Below are 20812 nucleotides of genomic sequence, written 5' to 3'. Positions count from 1 at the left end.
GTGACATACACCGGAGCAAGCACCATTCGTGAATGGACCTTACCTGTGCAGTCTCACCTCCATAAACGCCGTTACACCTGCTGGACGGCTGCCCTCGGCGTGTCGTTACTTCTCGCCTCGTGTGCCACGGAGCCCGCAACACCAGCTGAATCGTCAACCCCTTCGGACACCACTGCCGATGCAGGAACCGTCTCGGAACCAGCTGAGAACATCACCATCACCACCCCTGACGGGCAGGAACTGGCCTACCAGGAGATCTCGCTCGATAGTGTGAGCCCACTGACCGAGAGCGACGGCTTCGCGGTCACTACTGAGTGGGAGTCACCAGATGGACGCAACGCGAACCTGGTGGCACTCGATGGAACCACAGCACTTCTTGAACTGAGCGACAAAGATGCAGTTGATATGGGCAAGATGGAGGTGCTCTCCAGTACCCGTATGGCCACACTGAACCTCGACACCGAGGAAACAATAGAATTTGACGGCACCGAAGACCTCGGCCTTGATGAAAACTACCGGGTACCAGCAGGTGGTGACCTGTCGATGCACTCAGCAGCTTGGTTAGAGACCACCGGTTTACAGGCAGGTTGGGAAAACTGGCGGCTGTTTGCCACTGCACCTGAAGCTGGCGCCCAACCGCGCCTGGTGACCCGCAATGAAGACTTTGATGACACCGACAACGCATTGATGAACGTTTCTGGCCCAAGCATTGTTGGGGACCGGATCCTCCTGGGAGTCACGACCCCTGACGACGCCGGTCACATCACAAGCAATGTGGTCACCTATGGCGTTGGCGGCGAAGGCCCAACCATCGAGATGACCAATGGTGTTGCCCCTGTACCACTCTCTTCAGGTTTCGCAGCATTTGCGACCATCTTTGATGAGTCACTTGTTGGCGACACGGAGGAAGAGCCCGCCGCGAGCCCTTACCGGGTGGGCGACCTCGTCCTCACCGAATTCGATGGTGAACCTGAAGCGTTCCTCAGCATCACCGCTGAAGACGAAGCCGACCCACGAAACGTTCCGGTTGGGTCACTGGCCGCAGACGGCGGGAGCCTCATCGCTTTCACGTCAAACACCCACCTCTATGTGACGCCCGCTGATGGGACGCAAACCCACCGGATCGCTCTGGGTGGAACACCAACGGTTGATGACGTTCAGGTATGCGGTGAACGTGTGCTGTGGTCCCAAGAGAGCACCAACGCTGAAGGTGCCAACCACTGGTACATGTACGACACGTCAACACAATCGGTGGGTGAAGTGCCCGTAGGCGACGGCGTGTACTCGGTCGTCTGCAGCGCATCCACTGTTGTGTGGCAGGAAGGCTCAGAAACACCAGGGAAGATCACTGCCGCTACGTGGTAGTGGGGCAAAGCGCATCAGATGACGGGGTTGGTACGCGCCGTGCGCGTGTACCAACCCCGTTGTGCATGATGGAACTGCTGATTTTATGCGGGTCGCGCACGGGGCATCGTCGCTGAACACGGTAGATTAAGCGGCATGAATGCCTCACGCTACGAAGATGACTTGCGCCTTGCACTGGTTTTAGCCGATCAGGTAGATAACATCACCATGTCACGCTTCAAAGCGCTGGACCTGCGGGTTGAGTCCAAACCTGACACCACCCCGGTTTCTGACGCCGACCGCACCGCTGAAGAGGTTATCCGTTCTCAACTGTCGCGTAGCAGGTCACGTGATGCCATTGTTGGTGAAGAGTATGGCACTACGGGGCATTCTTCACGGCGGTGGATCATTGACCCCATTGACGGCACGAAGAACTTTGTCCGCGGGGTACCCGTGTGGGCGACTCTCATTGCGCTAGCTGAAGGCGACGATGTTGTTGTGGGCGTAGTGAGTGCGCCGGCGTTGGGTCGCCGCTGGTGGGCCGCTCAAGGCTCAGGTGCGTGGAGTGGACGGTCGCTGTCGACGGCAACGAGACTAAACGTGTCAAAGGTTTCTTCATTGGCCGATGCGTCACTGTCGTACTCGTCGTTGACCGGTTGGTCCGGGTTGGGGTTGCGTGACGAGTTCCTCACCTTGACCGACTCTGTGTGGCGCACAAGGGCGTACGGAGATTTTTGGTCGTACATGCTGGTCGCTGAGGGGGCCGTGGACGCCGCCATGGAACCAGAGTTGGAACTGTATGACATGGCGGCGCTCGTGCCTATTGTCACCGAGGCCGGTGGTACTTTCACCAGTGTGGACGGTTCGGTAAGTGGACCGTGGGGGCCCAATGCCATTGCCTCAAACGGTGTGCTGCACGGCAGCATCCTTGAGGCGCTGACTCCTGGGCGCTAGTTTTTTACTCTTCTTCGGCGGTGAACTCAGTGATTTCTGAGGCGTCATACCACAGCAATTCACGGTCAACGAGTGCGTCCACTGCACCTTCTTCGCCGCCAAAGATACCTTGAATGTCCTCGGCTGCTTCCATCTCATCAACGTGGATACACACGATAGGAACATCTGTGAGTTCACGGGTGAGTTCTACCGCTGAGGCTGACACTTCATCATCATCGGCGCCTTCAGTTACCTGCCCTACGGCGTCATCAGGGACATCAAGGGAAATGATGAGGCGCTGCCAGGGAACCTCTGGCTGTTCCACAATGAGCATGAGGGAGTCATGCGCTGCAGCTAGGTGCGCAGCGTATTCAACTTCCTCAATGTCTGTGATGCCTTCCGCGGCAAGTTCACTCACCAATTCTGGGGTAGCCGTGTGGGCTCGCCGTGGCTGCAACGTGATGGTGTTACGGACGCCGCGCAATTCATTGAGCGTGGCAGGTATATACAAGCGCATGTCTCAAGTGTGCCACCTTCACACCGCGCCTGCTGCCACTGGTTCCGCAGCTTGCGGGGCGGGCGCCTGAGCTTGGTCGCCGAACCCTGCAACGATCAGATCAATCAGTGCGACCAGTTCTTTCCCAAGCCCTGAGTTTGGTGACTCTTCAAGTATTACTCGCCCATTCATGAGTGCTTTATCTGCGAGCGCTGGGGCGTCGGAGAGGAGGACTGGTGGGAGTTCTTGGGTGAACCGTGACAGTGCGAGGCGGATACCTCGAGGGCTGGAGGGTCCTGCGGTGGTGGAGCGTACTTTGTTGACGACGACTATGCGGGGAATGTGCGCGAGGTCGGGGTTGGTGGAGATCGTATCGAGTGCTCGGACCATGCGGGTGGTTCCCACGGGGTCGCCGGTTCCGGTGACCAGGATGAGGTCGGCGTGGTGGAGGCTGGTGGTGGTTGCTGCGTTGCGTCGTGGTGCGCGCGGGTCGAATGCTGCGAAGTCGTCTTCGTCGATGTCTGGGGCGCAGTCAACGAGGGTCCAGTGGGCGGCTGTGCGGGCTGCAGTGAAGACTGTTTCTAGGTTGGGTGCGGAGAGTTCAGGCCACCGCGATGCGCGGGGTAGGCCGGTCAGCACGCCGAGTTGTGGGGTGATTCCGGCGAGGTATTTGGTGAGTGCGCGGGTGTTGAGGAGTCCTTGGCTGGCGGCACGGCAGGCTTGTGCAAGGCCGGAGGATTCGTCGAGGAGTCCGAGGGCTTGGGTGATGGATGGGGATTGGGTGTCTGCGTCGACGATGATTGCGGAGGTTGCGGTTTCTGGGGTGGGGTTTGTTTTACGGCGGCGTTTGGTGAGTTGGTTTCGGTGTGCGAGACCGTAGGCGAGGTTGGTGGTGAGTGTTGAACGCCCTGGTGCTCCGTGTGTTCCCCATACTGCGATGATGCGCCCGTTGGTGGTTGGCGGTTCGAGGGTGAGGTTGTGGTTTTCGCGGGAACTGGTCCACTCGATGGGGAGGTCTTCGTTGGTGGTTGGGGTGGTGTGCGCCTTGGTGAGGGTGTCGATGAGGCGGGTGGAGACGTCTTTGTAGGTCAGTGTGTGGCGTACTCCAAGCGCGGCGAGGCGTTGTGTGGAGTATTGGTCGTCAGGGTTGTTGAGGACCACCAGGGTGACGTTGTGTGTAGCGAAGGCATCGACTGCGCTGCGGTCGAAGCCGGGGAAGTCGGAGCTCATGATGATCGCGTTGGCGATCCCTGCCCCTGCGTACCCGCGGGCTTCTGTCATGTCTGCGCAGCGGCGCACGATGTCGATGGTGGTGCGTTGGCGCGAAAGCAACTCAATGATGGCTGGTTCTTGCGCTGAGGTGATGGCGGTGAGGACCCGTAGTGGTGTGGTGTGGACGTCGTGGGTGGTCATGAATTGTCCCCCTCGGTGTCGGTACCGGTGGTGGTTGTGTCTTCTGTGCTGCCACTTGGTGCTTGGGGGGTGGTGTGTGGCACGGGTAGTGCGGTCAGGGCGCCTTTGGTTTGGGTTGCGGCAAGGACGTCAGCGATGTTGTCTTCTGGCACGACAACGTGCAGGTATGAGTTGGTGCCCACACCGAAGGCTCCGCCTTCTTCTGGGATTTGTGCCACTGTGAGGCCGGTGGCCACTGAGGTTGGGTCTTCGGTTTCGCCGGTGTTGTCTTGGGCGGGGGCAAACCATAGGTCTACGATGCTGCCTGCGTTGACTTGAGCCGGTAGTTGCCCGGTGATGGGCACAGCGATGATGCGGGAGGTGACATCGTCGGGGCTGCCGGTGGCGACGATGGGGATGAGTTGGCCTTGGCGTAACGGTTCGAGGGCGACGCTGCCTGGTGTGAGGTTCTCCGGGGTGAGGTAGCTGCTGAGTTGTTGGCCGAGTTCAACGTCGATGGGTTGTAGGTCGTTTGCGGTGATTTCCTCACCGGCTTGGATGGTGCGGGCGGGGATGTATGCCGTTTCGAGGGTGCGCCCGGTGTCTAATGCCCAGGCTCCGAGCCATACAGAAAGGGCAACAAGAACTATGCCGATGCTTAACCGGGGATCTTTGAGGCTTGGTTGACGCATACGGGGGGCAGTGAATGCGGCAGGGGTGCCGGACACTGCAGGGGCAGCCTGTGGCATAGGTATGTCCTTCATGATGGGGGGCGGTTGCTGGAACGGCTCTCACCATATCGGGTGGCCACGCAGCATATTCATGTAACCGCAGACCTGTGGAAAAACAACATGGGCATGCCTCTCCATGCCACACTAGTGCTATGGCATCGCGCTTTCTGACACTCGCTGACGTAACTGAGGTGTTGAACATCTCCTCAGCCCAGGCTTACGCCCTGGTTCGCTCTGGCGAACTCCCTGCTATCCAGGTGGGAGGGCGTGGCCAGTGGCGCGTCGAGGCGAGTGAGTTGGAGGGGTACATCCAACGGAAATATGACGAAACTCGCGCTCGCGTTGCTGCTGGTGAGTTTGAGGAGTAGTTCCGGGGAGCGCTCCCCGTCATGGGTGATGGGTGGCGTGAACACATCGGTTGCTTCTATGAGTCGAGGGCAATCCAATCAATACTGGGTAGCGCCACCGCGACGGTGGTAAATGACTGCCCGCCCATCACACCTGGCGCTGATTTCACTGCGAGGTCGATGGTGTCTGCGTGGACATCGAGTGCGTAGCCCTGTTCTGTGTGCCCGGCACAGTTAACGGTCAGGTATGCCCTGCGTGCGGCTAGTTCTCTGAGCATTCTGGGAATGGTGATTTCTCGGGTGCGCCGTAGCGCGTTGTCTTGCCCGTAAACACTTTCTTCGGGGACAGCTCCCTGTAAACCTGTGATTGTTGCGATGCGTGCGATCGGGACGACGTTGTCCCTACCTGCAGCGGTGAGAAGTACCCACTGTGGTTGGGCATCGAGGACGGTGCCGTGCACGTAACCTCCGTGCGTCGTTCGCACTGTCACTGTTTTCCCTTGCCCTGCTAAGAGGCGTTGCCAGAGGGCGATCCGGGATATTTCTGCACGTCGCAGCTCATCTGCAGCTCCGACGATGTCGCCTTCGCTTTCAGCTTCCAGTGCCGTTTCGAGATCCCGAAACAGCGTTGACCACCGGTCCATCTGTGCCTCTTTTCTGCTGTCAGTGTGCGTTCAGGATTCTTCCACACCATGCCCAGGACTGGACAAACCAAGAAACATCTAGTTTCATCAAACTACATCAAACAACATCAACGAGGGTTAGGCGGGGACATCAGTTCTCTGATCGCCCCCACCCCAAGGAGACACAGCACCTCATGAACACCACCGCAGTTGCCGCAAAAGCAGGCCTAGGCGCAGCACTCGCTAGCGCAGCAACCTGCCTCTTCACTCTCCGACTGAGCATGCTGCTGGGCGATGTGGACAGCATCGTCTCCGGGACTGCCTCCGTTGACACACAACTACGCACCGTTATCGAACTGTTTGTCATGGCAGTGGGCGCAATCGCCGCGGTGTGGTGGGCTCTGTCATACCTTCTCGTCCTTGCAGCACTCGCTGCAGGCACCACCAGCATGGTGGGACGCAGCGCCAGAGCACTTGTCCAACGCTACGGTTCACGTTCAGCACGGGCGATGCTCGCTTCAGCCGCAGGCATGACACTCGCGTTTGGTGCGGTGCCCGCCACAGCAGCCCCCATGCTCGCCGACTCCGCCCCCACCAGTTCCACCCAACAAGCAACCGACGTCACAGGTACAGCCACACCGCTCACCTTCCTGGGCGGGGCAAGTGACACTGAATCTGGTGACACCACTGACGAAGACACCACGCAGGCAGACACCTCAGAACAGGCCACGGACAACGATTCTGAGATCAACACTCCTGACAGCGCCGAAGACTCCGCAGGAACAACCGACCAAAAACCAGCGCCAGAACAGAGCACCCCTGAGCAACACACACCAGAGACTGACGGCGAAACTACTGGTAGTGGCACAAACACCAGCCCTGCAGCTACGGACATCCCCTCGTTTGCCGACAGCGAATCAATCGCTGACAAAGCAGGGGAACCCGGCGCTGAATCGGACGCTGAAAAAGCCACAACATCTCAACCAAACGGCGCCACCACCCAGGCGGCGACACACACGCCTGCAGCTCACACATCGCAAGCTACCTCCACAGACACGACCCGACACAGCACGCAAAACAGCAGCGTCAGCCTGCTGATGCTCGCCGAGATTCCCACCGCCAGCACCACAACTGCCACCGACACCGACACCTCCACGGGGCAAGATGCTCCAAGCGAGTTGCGGGTGGCTGCAGGCGATTCTCTGTGGAGCATCACCAGTGCCGCACTGCCAGAGGGTGCAACCAACGCTGAGATCGCCGCGGCATGGCCAGCGGTGTATGAAGCAAACCGAGATGTCATCGGTGAGGACCCCAACAACATCACCCCGGGAACGGTCATCACCATTCCCACCACCCTGAACTCCGCCACCAGCAACGCCACTGCGAAATGAGGACCACCATGACTGCCGTACTCGACGCCCCCATCATGCCTGACGCTCCAGTTCTCGACGAGGTCCGCGCCATGCTCGCACACAGTGACGACACTCCCCTCGCAGAACGTCACGCTCGCGGAGAAAAACTCAGTGACCCAACAGCACTCTGCTGCGCGGTAGCACGAAGCGCCGTGGAAGCCTTCCACGGCATCCGCCCCGTCCACCAGCTCACTCAATGGTTGGCACCGCACATTCTCGAATCCCTCAGTGCGCGGGCCCACGTACGCTCCACCATGAACGATGCATCGCAGGGCGGGAAGAAACCTGTGCGAGTTGTGCGGGCGCGTGTTGAACGGGTCTCCCCCATCGCTGCCGAGGCAACCGTTGTGATCGCTGATGGCCCCCGAGTACGCGCCGTTGCTCTGCGGGTGGAAGAACACCGTGGCCGCTGGCGCGCCGTTGATCTCCTCATCGGCTAACACCCACCGCCCTGTGCGGCGGGTAGTTACCCACCACGTAGGCCGACAAACACGACAACGCCTTCGGGGTGTGACACATAAACATGTGTCACACCCCGAAGGCGTTGTTAGTGCTTCTATGTGTTACTTACGGCGGCGAGCCTTCTTCTGACTAGCGCGACGCTCCGCACGGTTGTTGCCCTCTGAACCCTCAGAGTCACCCGCACTTGAACCATCAGATGACGAATACTGCAGACGCTGAGGGGTGCGATTTTCATCAAGCCCCTTCGCAACAATGACGTCCTCTTCGATGTCAGGGATGCCGTCACCGTCAATGTCGATTTCCTTCTTCTCCACCTTCACCTGAAGGTTGTACAAGAAGCCAACAGACTCTTCCTTGATGCCTTCCAGCATCGCGGTGAACATGTCGTACCCTTCGCGCTGGTACTCCACCAGTGGGTCACGTTGCGCCATAGCACGCAAACCGATTCCCTCTTTGAGGTAGTCCATCTCGTAGAGGTGTTCACGCCACTTGCGGTCAACCACAGACAACACAATGCGACGTTCGAGGTCACGGAGGTTCTCGGCACCCAGTTCTGCTTCACGGCGCTCGTAGGCGATCCGGGCATCGGACAGGATCTCTTCAAGGAGTTCCTTGGCCTTAATGTTTGTGCGCCCACCAGCTTGCTCTTCCACTTCCTCAATGGTGATGGAGATGGGGTACACAGATTTCAGGGAAGCCCACAGGGCGTCAAGGTCCCACTCGTTTTGGTCATTTGAGATCGTGGTGGCTTCCACATACGCCGTGATGACGTCGGTGATGAAGTGTTGAATTTGGTCTTGCATGTCTTCGCCTTCAAGCACACGGCGGCGCTCGTCATAAATGACGGTGCGCTGGCGGGACATCACGTCATCGTATTTAAGGACGTTCTTACGGATTTCTAGGTTGCGCGATTCCACCTGTCCCTGAGCGGACGCAATACCGCGGGACACCATTTTGGATTCCAGTGGCATGTCATCGGGGAACCCGGCACGGTTCATCATCGCTTCGGCAAGCCCTGAACCAAAGAGACGCATCAATTCGTCTTCCATGGACAGGTAGAACCGGGATTCACCAGGGTCACCCTGACGTCCAGAACGACCACGCAACTGGTTGTCGATACGGCGTGACTCGTGACGCTCGGTACCTAGGACGTACAAGCCGCCGAGTTCAACAACTTCGTCGTGTTCGTCTTTCACCGCTTGCTGAGCGGAGGCGAGCACCTGGTCCCAGGCCGCTTGGTATTCATCTTCGTGTTCAACCGGGTCGAGCCCGCGGCGCTTGAGTTCAGCGTGAGCCGTGAACTCAGCGTTACCACCAAGCATGATGTCCGTACCACGACCAGCCATGTTGGTGGCAACGGTGACCGCACCCTTGCGCCCAGCCATCGCAATGATCGCTGCTTCACGGGCGTGTTGCTTAGCGTTAAGCACCTCGTGCGGCACGCCTTGCTTCTTCAGCATGGTGGACAACAACTCAGATTTTTCCACCGATGTTGTTCCCACGAGGACTGGTTGTCCTTTGGCGTGACGCTCAACAATGTCCTCGACAACAGCCTGGAACTTCCCCATCTCTGTTTTGTAGATGAGGTCGGAGCCATCTACACGTTGCACTGGGCGGTGCGTGGGGATGGGAACTACACCGAGGTTGTAGGTGGAGTTAAACTCTGCAGCTTCGGTGTCTGCGGTACCGGTCATACCTGACAGGTTGTTATACAGGCGGAAGTAGTTTTGCAGGGTAATGGTTGCCAGCGTCTGGTTCTCAGCCTTGATGGTGACGCTTTCTTTGGCTTCGATAGCCTGGTGCATGCCTTCGTTGTAGCGACGCCCGGCGAGAATACGCCCGGTGTGCTCGTCAACGATCATGACTTCACCGTTCATCACGACATAGTCTTTGTCGCGTTTGAAGAGTTCTTTCGCTTTGATCGAGTTGTTGAGGAACCCGATCAGCGGGGTGTTGAGAGATTCGTAGAGGTTGTCGATGCCCAGGTAGTCTTCTACCTTTTCGATGCCTGGCTCGAGAATACCGATGGTGCGCTTTTTCTCGTCCACTTCGTAGTCTTCGCCAGCGGTAAGGCGGCGTGAAACCTTGGCGAACTCGGTGTACCACTTGTTGATGTCACCGTCTGATGGTCCAGAGATGATCAGAGGGGTACGGGCTTCATCGATGAGGATCGAGTCAACTTCATCGACAATAGAGAAGTTGTGGCCACGCTGGACAAGATCTTTCACAGACCACGCCATGTTGTCGCGCAAGTAGTCAAAGCCGAACTCATTGTTTGTGCCGTAGGTGATGTCAGCGGCGTACTGTTCACGGCGAGTTGCAGGGTCTTGACCAGAAACGATGCACCCGGTGGTCAGCCCAAGGAACCGGAAAACACGGCCCATGATGTCGGACTGGTACTGCGCCAAGTAATCGTTGACAGTGACAATGTGCACGCCTTTACCTGACAGTGCGTTCAGGTACGCAGGCAGTGTTGCAACCAGGGTTTTACCTTCACCGGTTTTCATCTCGGCGATGTTCCCCATGTGCAACGCTGCACCACCCATGAGCTGAACGTCGTAGTGACGTTGGCCAAGGGTTCGCGACGATGCTTCACGGACTACCGCGAATGCTTGGGGAAGAAGGGAATCGAGGGTGGTGCCTTGGGCAATGTCCTCTTTGAACCGCTCTGTTTCTTCGCGGAGTTCTTCGTCGGTAAAAGCCTGGTAGTGGTCTTCGAGGGCGTTCACCTGCTGAGCGATGCCGTTCAGTTTCTTCAGGATCTTTCCCTCACCAAAACGGAGGACTTTCTCCAGGATGTTTGCCACGCGGAACTCCCGTTGTCAGCTGTGCGGTCCCTTACCTCGTTGTGCAAGGGCAATCAACTGTCCATCGTATTAGGTTTTGCAGGTTTACGGGGACACACGTCACGCTGGCCGGAAAAAATACGCCGTGGGCGTAGAGCACAGGACATGGCGATGCCCACCCCCCAACGTGGAGGTGGGCATCGCCAGTGAGGTTATGGCTTCTGCGGGGTTTCGCAGTCGCACGCAGTGTCGAGTGCGAGTACACCGTACGTCCAACCGCGCCGGCGGTAGGCGACAGATGGTCGTTTTGACTCACTGTCAACGAAGAGGAAGAAGTCGTGGCCGACAAGTTCCATTTCGTCGATGGCGTCGTCGAGGGTCATCGCATTCGCGGTGTGCAATTTTTGGCGGATGATGACTGGGGAGTCACCTCGTTGCACTTCCACAGTTTCACCCGGTTGGGTGGGGTGTGGAACGCCTGTCTGCGGCTCTGACGGTGTGTCATCGGTGATCTCAGGGATCATTTCCAGTGCTTCGATGTCCTTGGGGACATCAAGGTTGCGCGGGATACGACGCTTTGAGGTGTGTTTACGCTCGTGCGCACGCCGCAGGCGTTCTTGCAGTTTGTCGAGCGCGAGGTCAAGTGCCCCAAATCGATCGTCTGACGCTGCCTCAGCCCGAATGACTGGGCCCTTGTCCCGAACGGTCAACTCCACACGTTCGTTGCGTGAGGATTGGCGCGGGTTGTATTCGTGGGTGACTTCGACATCGACGCGCCGTGCTGTCGGTGCGTACTGCGCAATCTTGCTGAGTTTTTCTTCAGCGTGTTGGCGGAATCGGTCAGCTACTTCGGTGTGGCGTCCCACTACGACGATTTCCATTAAGGCCTCCTGAGAGTGAGGGGCGCTCCTTGAGCGCCGGGGCGATGTTGTGTGCGTTCCGTTGGCGGACGCGGGTTCTATCACCTCCCTTGCTGTGCTGGGATGTGAAACTACAGTACCCCGTAATGTGCCCGTGGTCACTTTGTTAGGTGGTGTTTCCCGAGTGTTCTTGTCGCGATTTCGCTCCTGGCGTGATGGCTAAGGCAAACCCTGCGACAAAAGTCCCCGTACTGGGTGCCAGTGCAGACAGTCCGTGGGCAAGTGTGGCCCCAGTAGTGACAACATCATCGACAAGAATGATGCGTTGCGCTGCGGCGATAACGTCACGATGGCGGTGAATTAGGCGCACAGCGCCGTGGAGGTTAGCAAACCGATCACGAGCATCGAGGGTCTTTTGTGTTGATTTTTTCGCTGTGGATAATGCCGGGATCACAACAGCGTCCCGCCCAACCTCGCGATGGGCTTGCGCAACAACACGGGCAAGTTCTGCGGAGGGTGAAAATCCGCGGCGCCTCGTTGCGGTCGAGGTAGATGGCACTGGAACGACCACAGTCGCACCGTCGCTCACGCTTAACTCATCTGCGGCTTGTTGCACTAATTGCGTGGCAGCCGCCCCGGCGAGCGCAACGAGCGGATTGGTGAGGTCACCACGGCCATGTTCTTTCCAAGCGGTGATGACGTCTCGTACCGGGCCCTGGTAGGGGGCGCAAGCCCAGACAGGCAGGCGGGTTCGTGGGGCATGATGAGCAGTCACACCACTATCTCCGCCTTCCGGAGTGAGGACAAGTCGCGGCGCTAGATGGTCGGCGCGGCGCGGCATGGTACTGAACAGGGCCGCGCATCGGGCGCACAAAGGGGTGTCGTAGCGCCCGCACCCTGGGCAGCTTTGTGGAACGAGGAGAAGTGAGAGTTCACGCAGGTAGGTGCGCACGGGAGAAGACACCCGTGCAGTGTGTCAGTTTGGGGCATCGTTATTGTGCCGTGTGGTGTTGGTTGTCCACACCTGCATAAACACAAGGTGCATGATGGGCTGTGGACAACCAGATTCCGCACGCTTACCCCGGGAAAGTTGGTAAAGCGCCTTCCTCGACAACTGTCACCCATGCGGCACCAGTCGCCGCGCGGGACAGGATAGAGCCGTCCTTGGTGCCCACATACACTGCGCGCAACCCGCGCCCAGCGCCGAGTGTGGCAACGTTCTCCAAGGCAGAAATATACTCCGAGGTTCCGCCTACTTGAACACTGTAGAAACCTTGACCGCCGTTGTCTTGAGCGGAGGTAATCACCGCCAAGGTTGACTCATCAATCCATTCCAGTAGTTCCGGGCTGGTAATTCCCCCGCCGACGGAAATCGGTTCACTGACTGCTTGGGGCACGTTGTCAGCGTCACGGGTAATTGCCGCCACCTCAATGAGGCGGCGCCCAGGTGCTGCAGAGATCACGGCAATGCGTGCGCCATCATGAGATACCCGGATCTCAGAAATTGTGCGGCCTGCAAGCCACGGTATAGCAACAGGCACAGTGGTTCCGTCACCTGTAACTACCTGTAGTTCGCTGGTGTCGCCTTGCTCTACTTCTCCTGTCCACACCCAATTGAACCTGTCGATGCTTGGGGCAATGAGGTCATCACCTCTCGCTAGGACAGCCCCGCTGTCCTGCCCTGCTGAGACTCGGCGCAGTGTGTCTTGGTCATCAAGAATTACTTGCAATGATCGGTCACCGTTCACGGCAAGCCCCGTGACGTCATAGGGGCTGAGGTCTACCGGCGGGTCGAGAGGTTCTACTGCCCCTTGTGTTACCTGCGATAGTCCGGTGCCCGTGACGATTATCGGGGAGGTCGCCAGCGTGGGGTCGCGTTGAAGTTCTGGGAGATCTCCCACTTGCAGTTCAATGGAGTTCGCTTGAATCGCAACATTGCGGATCCCGGGAAGCCGTGTCAGGGCGGAACGGATTTGGGTGGCAAGGAGCGAACGATCTTGTGGTGTTGCTGTGGTGACCTGTGAAGAGAGGTTCACCGTGGCTGTGCCACCGTCAACATTGACCGCGTCATATACCAACCGCGTGCCGTCAGGGAAGAGGTTGGTTACTGAGTCTGCGAGCCAATCAGAGGGGCCAGAGAGCAGCGCATTGACGACGTAGGTTTCTGTGCGAGTCCGGGGGAACCACCGAACCTCAGGGACAAGGAACTCTTCATCGGCTGACACAAAATAGATGGTGGTTGACCGGTAGAGGGATTCAAAGTTTGGTTCTGCCATGAAGATGTCGTCAGACAACGCACTGATGCGCCATTGGTCTTCTGCATCACGGACAAGTTCAAACGTTGTCAGGGATTGCGAACCTTCCAACGATTCGGTGTATGCGCCCACGTCATTGAGGGTCCCGGTGAGGTCAGCTTGGGCCTCAATGGTTACGGACGTTGCCGTGGCGAGATCGACGATGCCGCCGTCAGTGGCGTTGTCGTCCTCTGATGGCGCGCTTTCATCACTATTTTGCGGTGGCCGCGCAGCTGAGAGGTCTAGTTCTCCGCTGTACACGTTGACCGTTGCTCCTGGGGACCAAGAATCTGCTGTGGCATCAGTGAGGAACTGGCGAGCTGTTGACCAGTTGTCGGTCAGACCAGCAGATTGAGCGTTGATGAACCCCGACACGATGTCTTGTGGGCTGGCGTCACTCACTGGCCCTTTTGCTGCAAAAAATACGGGTCCGGAATCTTGCACGGTGATGTCCGCTGAACTGACGGCTGATTGGGAAGGGATCGCAGCGCAACCACCTAGTGACACCGCTACGGTGAGGGTCACGGCGAGCGCAATGCGGCGCGTGATGTCAGTCGTCATCGGAGTCCTCGGGGTAGTCATCTTTGGAGTCGAAACGCGGCACAGAGGCTGGTCCGTGTTCGTCGTCCGCAGGAATGGGGGTGGGGGCTTCGTACAGGGATTCCTTGTGTTCTAGGGCGATGGGGGAACTGGTCAAGATGATGCCTGCGCGGCGTGGCAGGGTAAGGCGGAAGGAAGATCCGAACCCTGGACGCCCCCAGGCTTCGAGCCATCCGCCGTGGAGGCGTGCGTCTTCTTTAGCGATAGATAGCCCCAACCCCGAACCTCCGGTGGTGCGGGCACGGGCTGGGTCTGCTCGCCAGAATCGGTCAAAGACTCGGGTGACTGCTTCGCGGTCCATGCCTATTCCGCGGTCTTGGACAACAACTGCCACAGCCTCGGGGCTGGTCCCGATGGTGATGGTGATGGGGTTGCCTTCTGCATGTTCGATGGCGTTGACCAAGAGATTCCGCAAGATTCGTTCGACTCGGCGTGAGTCGTAGTCGGCTCGGGTGGAGGTTGTGCCGAGGTCTGCGGAGATCCACACGCCTTTCTTCTCGGCGAGTGGTAGCTCGTGGTCGATGACGCGCACGACGGTGTCGGACAGGTCGCGGGCTTCGACGTCGAGCATTGCTGCGCCGGCGTCGAACCGGGAGATTTCGAGGAGGTCGGCGAGGAGGTCTTCGAACCGGTCGAGTTGGGTGTGCAGGAGTTCGGTGGAGCGTTTGACGATGGGGTCAAAATCGTCGCGTGATTCGTGGAGGATCTCTGCGGCCATGCGCACAGTGGTCAGGGGGGTACGCAACTCGTGGGATACGTCGGACACAAATTGTCGTTGCACCGCTGAGAGTTGGGCGAGTTGATCGATTTGGTGCTGCAGGGACCCGGTCATGGCGTTGAAGGACCGGGCGAGGGTGGCTACTTCGTCTTGGCCGCGCACGATGAGTCGTTCGTTGAGGTTGCCGTCAGCGATACGTTCAGCAGCCACGGATGCTTGCTTAACGGGGCGCACAATTTGACGGGTAACCACGTAGATCAGGGTCGCTAACACTCCGATGAGGACCGCCCCAGCGAACGCAATGGTGTTTTGCAGGAACGTCAAGCTTTCTTGTTCCGAGGCGAGGGAGTAGAGAAAGTACACCTCGAAGGCGCCTGCTTGAGGAACGTCAACGATTGCCCCGACGATAACTCCGGGATTGTCCGGTCCGATGTTCACGGACTGCCAGTGTTGTTGTTGCGGGTTGTTTGTGACGGTGTCTCGAATGGCTGGGCTGATGAGGCCTTCCGCGGCGGGAGCAGTGGAGAGGTCAAGGACCCGCACTGGGGAGTTGTTTGTTTGGGCTCGCAGGAGGAACACTTCACGCCCAGATGTTCCTCCAGATTGCAGAGCCGGGAGGAGGTCGTTGAGTGTTTGTTGAACTTGGGATGTGGAGGTTGCCGTGGAGGAGTTCAGGGTGGTTTGCGTTTGAGAAAGCGACCGTGCTGATTCTCCGAGGATTTCGTCGAGGCGCCGCTCGAAGAGTCCATCGCGCATGGCGATGGACAGGTAAAGCGACAGCAACAGCAAGGAGATCAGTGAGAAACTCACTGCGATCACAAGGAGCCGAAACTGGACGGATGTTTGGAAAGGCCGCGCAATAGCTCTGGCTATGTGGCGCACCCTACGCCGCAGGAGGTTGCGTCGCATGGTGATGGATCGTTTCATCCCTTACGGACGCCTGCCTTGTAGCCAACACCACGCACGGTCATGACGATCTCTGGGTTTTCTGGGTCGTGTTCAATTTTGGATCGCAGCCGTTGGACGTGAACATTCACCAGGCGGGTGTCTGCAGCGTGACGGTAGCCCCACACTTTTTCGAGGAGAACTTCACGGGAGAGCACTTGCCAAGGTTGGCGCGCCAGGGCAACAAGAAGGTCAAATTCGAGTGGGGTGAGGGATATTTGGTTGCCGTCACGCGCAACTTTGTGACCTGTGACATCGATGTCGAGGTCGCCGATGTGCAAGATTTCGGGTTCGGGTTCATCGATGCGGCGCAGGCGGGCGCGGATGCGGGCTACGAGTTCTTTGGGTTTGAAGGGTTTGGACACGTAGTCATCTGCACCGGCTTCGAGGCCTGCAACAACGTCAACGGTGTCACTTTTTGCGGTGAGCATGATGATGGGGATGCCTGACTCGCGGCGGATCTCTCGGCACACCACTGTGCCGTCTTTGCCTGGCAGCATGAGGTCGAGCAGAACGAGGTCGGGCTGGTAGTTCTGGAAGGTTGCGAAGGCGGAGTCGCCGTCTGCACAGAATTCGGCGTCGAAGCCCTCGGTTTTGAGGACAATGCCGATCATCTCTGCGAGTGCGGTGTCGTCGTCTACTACTAGCACGCGATGTGTCATGCCGCTATCTTGCCACTTTTCTGCCCTGATCTTCGATGTGTGGGGAGTTTTGTGGCATGTGAGTGTCGAGATACGGATATTCTTCACTCATTCTCCAGTGTTGTTCAGTAGAGTGTTCGCTGGAACAGTTTTGGGAGCGGGTATCCGCTGGTTGGGAGTGAGTGATGTCTGCGCCACAGGATCCGTCGTCGGAGAAGAAGAATTGGGCTGCCCCGGGTAGTTCTCAGCACGGTGGATCGTCACCTGAACCTACGCCGCAGTATGGTCAGCAGCAGCCTGGGGACCAGGAGCCACAACCGCGTGAACAGCCTAAGTATGGACAGTACGCACCCCCAGGTTCTCAGCCGGGCGAGGCAACTCCCCAATATGGGCAGCAACCTCAATATGGGCAGCAGCCGCAGTATGGTCAGCAACCTCAGTACGGACAGGCCGGTGGGCAACCGCCAAACGGGCAGATGCCACCGCAGCCAGCTTTCGCTCCTCGCGAGGGCATCATTCCGCTGCGGCCACTAGGGCTTGGCGGGATTTTTGATGGTTCTTTCCAGGCGGTACGTAAAGCACCTGGATCAATCATCGGGCTGTCGTTTTTGGTTGTGGCAGTGTTCAGTATCGCTGGTGCAGCAATCGGGTACTTGTATGCCCCGTGGGTTGCCAACCAGATTTTTGGCGATTTATTGAGTATTTTTGACGATCCGGCCCTCGCTGAAGGGCCTTTTGCGATGAGTTCTGGGTCATTGTCCGTGAGTTATGTGGTGTCGATCGCCGCGTCGCTTTCTACCTACATTGCGACTGCAGTTGTTATTGCCGCTGTCGGCCAGCTCATTGTGAACCGCCCAGCACCGATGGGGGAGGTATGGGATAAAGTTCGCGCACGTTTCTGGGCGATTCTCGGGGTGTCCTTCCTAGTTGGCCTGCTCATGCTCCTGCCATGGATCTTGTTCCTTCTTGCCATATTCGCTGTCCCGGATGCAACGCTCACAGCTGGGGGCGCTATCGCCACCCTTGTGGTTTCTCTTGCGCTCTTAGCGTGGACGTGCTTTGTCCTTGTCAAATGGCTGTTCGCCCCGATGGCTTTGATCCTTGAAGACCAGTCCGTCATTGGTGCGATGCGCCGCTCATGGGGGCTGACTAAAGGGTCTTGGTGGCGCATCTTTGGTATTTATTTGCTGTCCTCAATCGTTATGCAAATCATTGTTGGTGTGCTTGCAGGGGCAGTCGAAATTGTCCGGGCACTCATTTTTGGTTCGGACTTCGATCGCGATGTGCTTGCACTGGCAACATATGTTGCTGAAATTGTTGCAGTGCAAACAATTGCCGTGGCGTTCCTCGCCGCTGTCCTTTCGTTGCTGTACATTGATGTCCGCATCCGCAAGGAGGCGTTGGACGTTCAACTTGCGCAGGCGATGCAGTGACCCCCATCAGGTTCGACATTCCCCTCACTCCCGACCAAGACACTGGCCGGCAATGGCTGGAAACTGAACTATCTCAGGCGGTGTACCAACAAAGCGAAGGGCTATTTGCTCGCATCCAACGGTTCTTCATGGACTGGTTGGAATCGTTTGACGGTTCAGTGGCTGGAACGGCTTGGTCATTCGCTGGGCTTCTGGCGCTCGGGTTACTCATCATTGGGTTCGCTTACTTTCGTATGCGCGGAAAACGTTTGATCACACGGGCAGAGAAAACCGGAAGCATCGGTGTGGATCAAGATATTTCCGCCGATGAATACCTCAACCTAGCCCGTGAAGCAGCCGCAAAGGGTAGCTGGCATGATGCTGCAGTGGCACAGTTCAGAGCCTTGGTGAAGAGCGCTGAGGAACGAGTCATCATCTCTGTTGATCCCAGCCGCACCGCGTTGGAAGCCGCCAACACCTTGCGACAAGACTCTCCGGAACTTGAAGCCCCTGTAACAGCTGCCGCACACACGTTCGACGCTGTCGTGTACGGGCACGATGATGCAACACGCCGCGACTACGACACCGTTGTGGCGGGGTACAAAGCGGCACAAGAAGCGTTTGAAACCCGCCGCAAAGAACGGGTGAATGCATCATGACAACATCGATGATCACCGCTCGTGAAACGGCGAACCATGCTCTCCGCCGCCGCGTGAAGTCCACCTTCCTGCCTTTAGGTGCCCTCGCTACGGTGTTGCTCGTCTCGTGGTTGATCGTGACATTCATTCCAAGTTTCAGTGGGGTGCCCCTCGGACACGACAACCCCTACCCCAAGGGGGCCCGCGCTCTAGCGCAGGTTCTGTCCTCACGTGGCGTTGACGTGACCCCCGCATCAAACATTGATGGTGTGCAAGCCAATTCCACACCAGGGACAACGCTGCTGGTCACGTCAACCGATAACCTCAACGAGGCCACCACTCGATCTTTAGTGACTAGTGGCGCTGACCTGGTGTTCCTCGCTCCAAGCCGGGACACACTAGAAACTCTTGGCCTAGGGATTGACTACGCAGGCGGGTTCTCCGCTGATGGCCCCACCGCCGCCGAGTGTGTACTGGACGCCGCACAAAACGCTCGCGAGATTATTTCGCAAGGGACGTCCCTCACGGTGAGTCCCGAACGTGAGTCCGATGCGTACACGACGTGTTTCCCCTCCGCATTTGGGCACCACCTGATCCAGCTCGACACCGGCTCCACCCTTGTCAGCGTTCTGGATGATGCGTACATGTTCTCCAACGAGAACATCACCAAAGCAGGGCACGCCTCACTCGCATTAAACCTCCTTGGAGGACACGAAGACCTCGTGTGGTTTGTGCCCGAAGGCCCCGACCCAGACACCCTCCTCGCTGACGGCGAACCTGACCTGCCACAACGATTCAGCATTGCTGCAGTGATGCTGCTCATCGCTGGTGGGCTTGCAGTGCTTGCTGCGATGCGACGGTTGGGACCAGTTGCTAGTGAACAACTGCCCGTTGTGGTGCGCGCCAGTGAAACAACCCGCGGCCGTGGGCGGCTCTACCGGCTAGCTCACGCACACGGACGGGCAGGGCGCACCATGCAAGCAGCGACCGCTGCTGCTTGTGCACGCCACCTTGGTATTCAACGCAGTGCGTCACGTGACGCACTGGTGTCTGCTGTGGCACGCGCATCGGGTCGCCCTGACCTTGAGGTTTACGACCTTCTCTTCCACAACACAGCACGCTCTGACCACGAATTAGTGCAGCTTGCCGCCCGTTTGAAGTCCTTGGAAAGTGAGATCAAAGATGTCCCATGACACCCCCGCGTACGGATCAAGCGCCGATCGGGCGCGCGCATCACTTGACCAGGTGCGCCAAGAAGTCGCGAAAGCGGTTGTTGGGCAAGACGCTGCAGTATCCACGCTGATTATTGGTTTGTTATGCCAGGGGCACGTTCTCCTTGAGGGGGTTCCTGGTGTTGCTAAAACCCTGCTGGTGCGGTCGCTTTCTCACGCACTGAGTGTTGACACCAAGCGGGTGCAGTTCACCCCAGACCTTATGCCGTCAGACATCACCGGGTCGCTGGTGTACTCCGCGAAAACTGAGGACTTTACGTTCAAACACGGGCCAGTGTTCACAAACCTGCTGCTCGCCGATGAAATTAACCGCACCCCGCCCAAAACCCAATCTGCGCTCTTGGAAGCAATGGAAGAACGCCAGGTGTCCGTTGACGGCACCCCGCAACCATTGCCATCACCGTTCATGGTGATCGCTACCCAAAACCCCATTGAACATGCGGGAACCTATACCCTGCCCGAAGCCCAACTTGACCGATTCTTGCTCAAGGCTGTCCTCCCGATGCCTGAACGTGACGGTGAAATCGACGTGCTAGCACGGCACGCTGAAGGTTTTAGCCCTCGTGACCTGACCGGTGCAGGCTTGCGTCAAGTAGCAACCATTGAGGACCTCGACGTGGCCCGCCAGGAGGTGGCGCGTGTTTCTGTTGCCCCTGAAATCCTGGGCTACATTGTTGATGTTTGCAGGGCTTCACGCGTATCACCTTCCATTTCGGTTGGCGTTTCACCTCGTGGTGCCACTGCCCTTTTGGCCACCTCGCGGGCTTGGGCTTGGTTGTCGGGGCGCGACTATGTCACCCCTGATGACGTGAAGGCGCTGGCGCCATCGACGTTGTCCCACCGGTTATCTTTGCGCCCTGAAGCCGAAATTGAGGGTGTTTCTGTGGAATCAGTGATGCGCACTATCCTCAGTTCAGTTCCCGTACCACGCTGATGGAGGGTGCCT

At 58.1% G+C, this 20812-nt stretch carries 18 protein-coding genes and 1 pseudogene; 9 read left to right on the top strand and 10 right to left on the bottom strand.

All coding sequences use genetic code 11. The features are described 5' to 3' along the window. Complete coding sequence (locus G538_RS0104905) at positions 1–1365, top strand: hypothetical protein (RefSeq protein WP_029068443.1); 1365 nt, start codon at positions 1–3, stop codon at positions 1363–1365. Between the two features lie 135 nt (positions 1366–1500). Beyond that, the gene (gene hisN / locus G538_RS0104900; protein WP_029068442.1) at positions 1501–2298 is read left to right on the top strand and encodes a histidinol-phosphatase; all 798 of its coding nucleotides are present in this window, start codon (positions 1501–1503) and stop codon (positions 2296–2298) included. Between the two features lie 4 nt (positions 2299–2302). On the opposite strand, the gene G538_RS0104895 is transcribed toward hisN, so the two are convergent. Genes G538_RS0104895 through G538_RS0104885 form a run of 3 tightly spaced genes read right to left on the bottom strand, consistent with a single transcriptional unit; the run spans position 2303 to position 4914 of the window. After that, the gene (locus G538_RS0104895; protein ID WP_029068441.1) at positions 2303–2794 is read right to left on the bottom strand and encodes a DUF6912 family protein; all 492 of its coding nucleotides are present in this window, start codon (positions 2792–2794) and stop codon (positions 2303–2305) included. A gap of 18 nt (positions 2795–2812) precedes the next feature. Beyond that, entirely contained in the window at positions 2813–4186 is a 1374-nt protein-coding gene (locus G538_RS0104890) for a CpaE/TadZ family protein (RefSeq protein ID WP_029068440.1), read from the bottom strand. Continuing rightward, positions 4183–4914, bottom strand: a complete 732-nt coding sequence (locus G538_RS0104885; protein WP_029068439.1) for an SAF domain-containing protein — start codon at positions 4912–4914, stop codon at positions 4183–4185. Before G538_RS0104885 ends, G538_RS0104890 begins: the two co-directional genes overlap by 4 nt. 134 nt (positions 4915–5048) lie before the next feature. Here G538_RS0104885 and G538_RS0104880 point away from each other — a divergent pair, with 134 nt between their 5' ends. Beyond that, on the top strand, positions 5049–5264 hold the full coding sequence (locus G538_RS0104880; RefSeq protein ID WP_029068438.1) for a helix-turn-helix domain-containing protein: 216 nt from the start codon (positions 5049–5051) through the stop codon (positions 5262–5264). 56 nt (positions 5265–5320) lie between these two features. On the opposite strand, the gene G538_RS17235 is transcribed toward G538_RS0104880, so the two are convergent. Next, entirely contained in the window at positions 5321–5887 is a 567-nt protein-coding gene (locus tag G538_RS17235) for a hypothetical protein (RefSeq protein ID WP_029068437.1), read from the bottom strand. Between the two features lie 173 nt (positions 5888–6060). Here G538_RS17235 and G538_RS0104870 point away from each other — a divergent pair, with 173 nt between their 5' ends. Both G538_RS0104870 and G538_RS15145 read left to right on the top strand, forming a co-directional pair. Next, on the top strand, positions 6061–7257 hold the full coding sequence (locus G538_RS0104870; RefSeq protein ID WP_029068436.1) for a hypothetical protein: 1197 nt from the start codon (positions 6061–6063) through the stop codon (positions 7255–7257). A gap of 8 nt (positions 7258–7265) precedes the next feature. Next, positions 7266–7718, top strand: coding sequence for an Rv3235 family protein (locus tag G538_RS15145; RefSeq protein ID WP_051196583.1), 453 nt, complete (start codon positions 7266–7268; stop codon positions 7716–7718). A gap of 333 nt (positions 7719–8051) precedes the next feature. On the opposite strand, the pseudogene secA reads toward G538_RS15145, so the two are convergent. The 6 genes and pseudogenes from secA to mtrA form a co-directional block, all read right to left on the bottom strand. Beyond that, a pseudogene (gene secA, locus G538_RS0104860) lies at positions 8052–10547 on the bottom strand (preprotein translocase subunit SecA); the annotation flags it as partial. Positions 10548–10738: 191 nt separating this feature from the next. Next, complete coding sequence (gene hpf / locus G538_RS0104855) at positions 10739–11407, bottom strand: ribosome hibernation-promoting factor, HPF/YfiA family (RefSeq protein ID WP_029068434.1); 669 nt, start codon at positions 11405–11407, stop codon at positions 10739–10741. Between the two features lie 145 nt (positions 11408–11552). After that, on the bottom strand, positions 11553–12350 hold the full coding sequence (locus G538_RS15140) for a ComF family protein (protein WP_157544302.1): 798 nt from the start codon (positions 12348–12350) through the stop codon (positions 11553–11555). A gap of 112 nt (positions 12351–12462) precedes the next feature. Further along, entirely contained in the window at positions 12463–14241 is a 1779-nt protein-coding gene (locus tag G538_RS0104845) for an LpqB family beta-propeller domain-containing protein (RefSeq protein ID WP_029068433.1), read from the bottom strand. Next, entirely contained in the window at positions 14231–15907 is a 1677-nt protein-coding gene (mtrB, locus tag G538_RS15135; protein WP_157544301.1) for an MtrAB system histidine kinase MtrB, read from the bottom strand. Before mtrB ends, G538_RS0104845 begins: the two co-directional genes overlap by 11 nt. A gap of 14 nt (positions 15908–15921) precedes the next feature. Further along, positions 15922–16605, bottom strand: a complete 684-nt coding sequence (gene mtrA / locus G538_RS0104835; protein WP_029068432.1) for an MtrAB system response regulator MtrA — start codon at positions 16603–16605, stop codon at positions 15922–15924. A gap of 164 nt (positions 16606–16769) precedes the next feature. Between mtrA and G538_RS0104830 the strand changes: the two genes are divergently transcribed. The 4 genes from G538_RS0104830 to G538_RS0104815 are packed head-to-tail and all read left to right on the top strand — an operon-like array spanning position 16770 to position 20800. After that, positions 16770–18017, top strand: coding sequence for a DUF3824 domain-containing protein (locus G538_RS0104830; protein ID WP_157544300.1), 1248 nt, complete (start codon positions 16770–16772; stop codon positions 18015–18017). Further along, positions 18014–18655 carry a DUF4129 domain-containing protein gene (locus G538_RS15130; protein ID WP_051196581.1) on the top strand — a complete coding sequence of 214 codons (642 nt, stop codon included), beginning with the start codon at positions 18014–18016 and terminating at the stop codon, positions 18653–18655. The genes G538_RS0104830 and G538_RS15130 overlap by 4 nt, the downstream gene beginning before the upstream one ends. Next, positions 18652–19827: a DUF4350 domain-containing protein gene (locus tag G538_RS0104820; protein WP_029068430.1), complete on the top strand. Its 1176-nt coding sequence runs from the start codon at positions 18652–18654 to the stop codon at positions 19825–19827. Before G538_RS15130 ends, G538_RS0104820 begins: the two co-directional genes overlap by 4 nt. Further along, entirely contained in the window at positions 19817–20800 is a 984-nt protein-coding gene (locus tag G538_RS0104815) for an AAA family ATPase (protein WP_029068429.1), read from the top strand. The genes G538_RS0104820 and G538_RS0104815 overlap by 11 nt, the downstream gene beginning before the upstream one ends. Positions 20801–20812 lie beyond the last annotated feature (12 nt).

The sequence above is a fragment of the Jonesia quinghaiensis DSM 15701 genome (assembly GCF_000423205.1).
Taxonomy (GTDB): domain Bacteria; phylum Actinomycetota; class Actinomycetes; order Actinomycetales; family Cellulomonadaceae; genus Jonesia; species Jonesia quinghaiensis.
Note: the sequence above shows the minus strand (reverse complement) of the source record. Positions and strands in the feature narration are given on the sequence as shown.

Coding starts and splice junctions, on each gene's coding strand:
- mtrA (WP_029068432.1), bottom strand. CDS start 16,605: ATGACACATCGCGTGCTAGTAGTAGACGACGACACCGCACTCGCAGAG.
- G538_RS17235 (WP_029068437.1), bottom strand. CDS start 5,887: ATGGACCGGTGGTCAACGCTGTTTCGGGATCTCGAAACGGCACTGGAA.
- G538_RS0104870 (WP_029068436.1), top strand. CDS start 6,061: ATGAACACCACCGCAGTTGCCGCAAAAGCAGGCCTAGGCGCAGCACTC.
- G538_RS0104880 (WP_029068438.1), top strand. CDS start 5,049: ATGGCATCGCGCTTTCTGACACTCGCTGACGTAACTGAGGTGTTGAAC.
- G538_RS0104885 (WP_029068439.1), bottom strand. CDS start 4,914: ATGCCACAGGCTGCCCCTGCAGTGTCCGGCACCCCTGCCGCATTCACT.
- G538_RS0104830 (WP_157544300.1), top strand. CDS start 16,770: ATGTCTGCGCCACAGGATCCGTCGTCGGAGAAGAAGAATTGGGCTGCC.
- hisN (WP_029068442.1), top strand. CDS start 1,501: ATGAATGCCTCACGCTACGAAGATGACTTGCGCCTTGCACTGGTTTTA.
- G538_RS15145 (WP_051196583.1), top strand. CDS start 7,266: ATGACTGCCGTACTCGACGCCCCCATCATGCCTGACGCTCCAGTTCTC.
- hpf (WP_029068434.1), bottom strand. CDS start 11,407: ATGGAAATCGTCGTAGTGGGACGCCACACCGAAGTAGCTGACCGATTC.
- G538_RS0104815 (WP_029068429.1), top strand. CDS start 19,817: ATGTCCCATGACACCCCCGCGTACGGATCAAGCGCCGATCGGGCGCGC.
- G538_RS0104820 (WP_029068430.1), top strand. CDS start 18,652: ATGACAACATCGATGATCACCGCTCGTGAAACGGCGAACCATGCTCTC.
- G538_RS0104845 (WP_029068433.1), bottom strand. CDS start 14,241: ATGACGACTGACATCACGCGCCGCATTGCGCTCGCCGTGACCCTCACC.
- mtrB (WP_157544301.1), bottom strand. CDS start 15,907: ATGCGACGCAACCTCCTGCGGCGTAGGGTGCGCCACATAGCCAGAGCT.
- G538_RS0104895 (WP_029068441.1), bottom strand. CDS start 2,794: ATGCGCTTGTATATACCTGCCACGCTCAATGAATTGCGCGGCGTCCGT.
- G538_RS0104890 (WP_029068440.1), bottom strand. CDS start 4,186: ATGACCACCCACGACGTCCACACCACACCACTACGGGTCCTCACCGCC.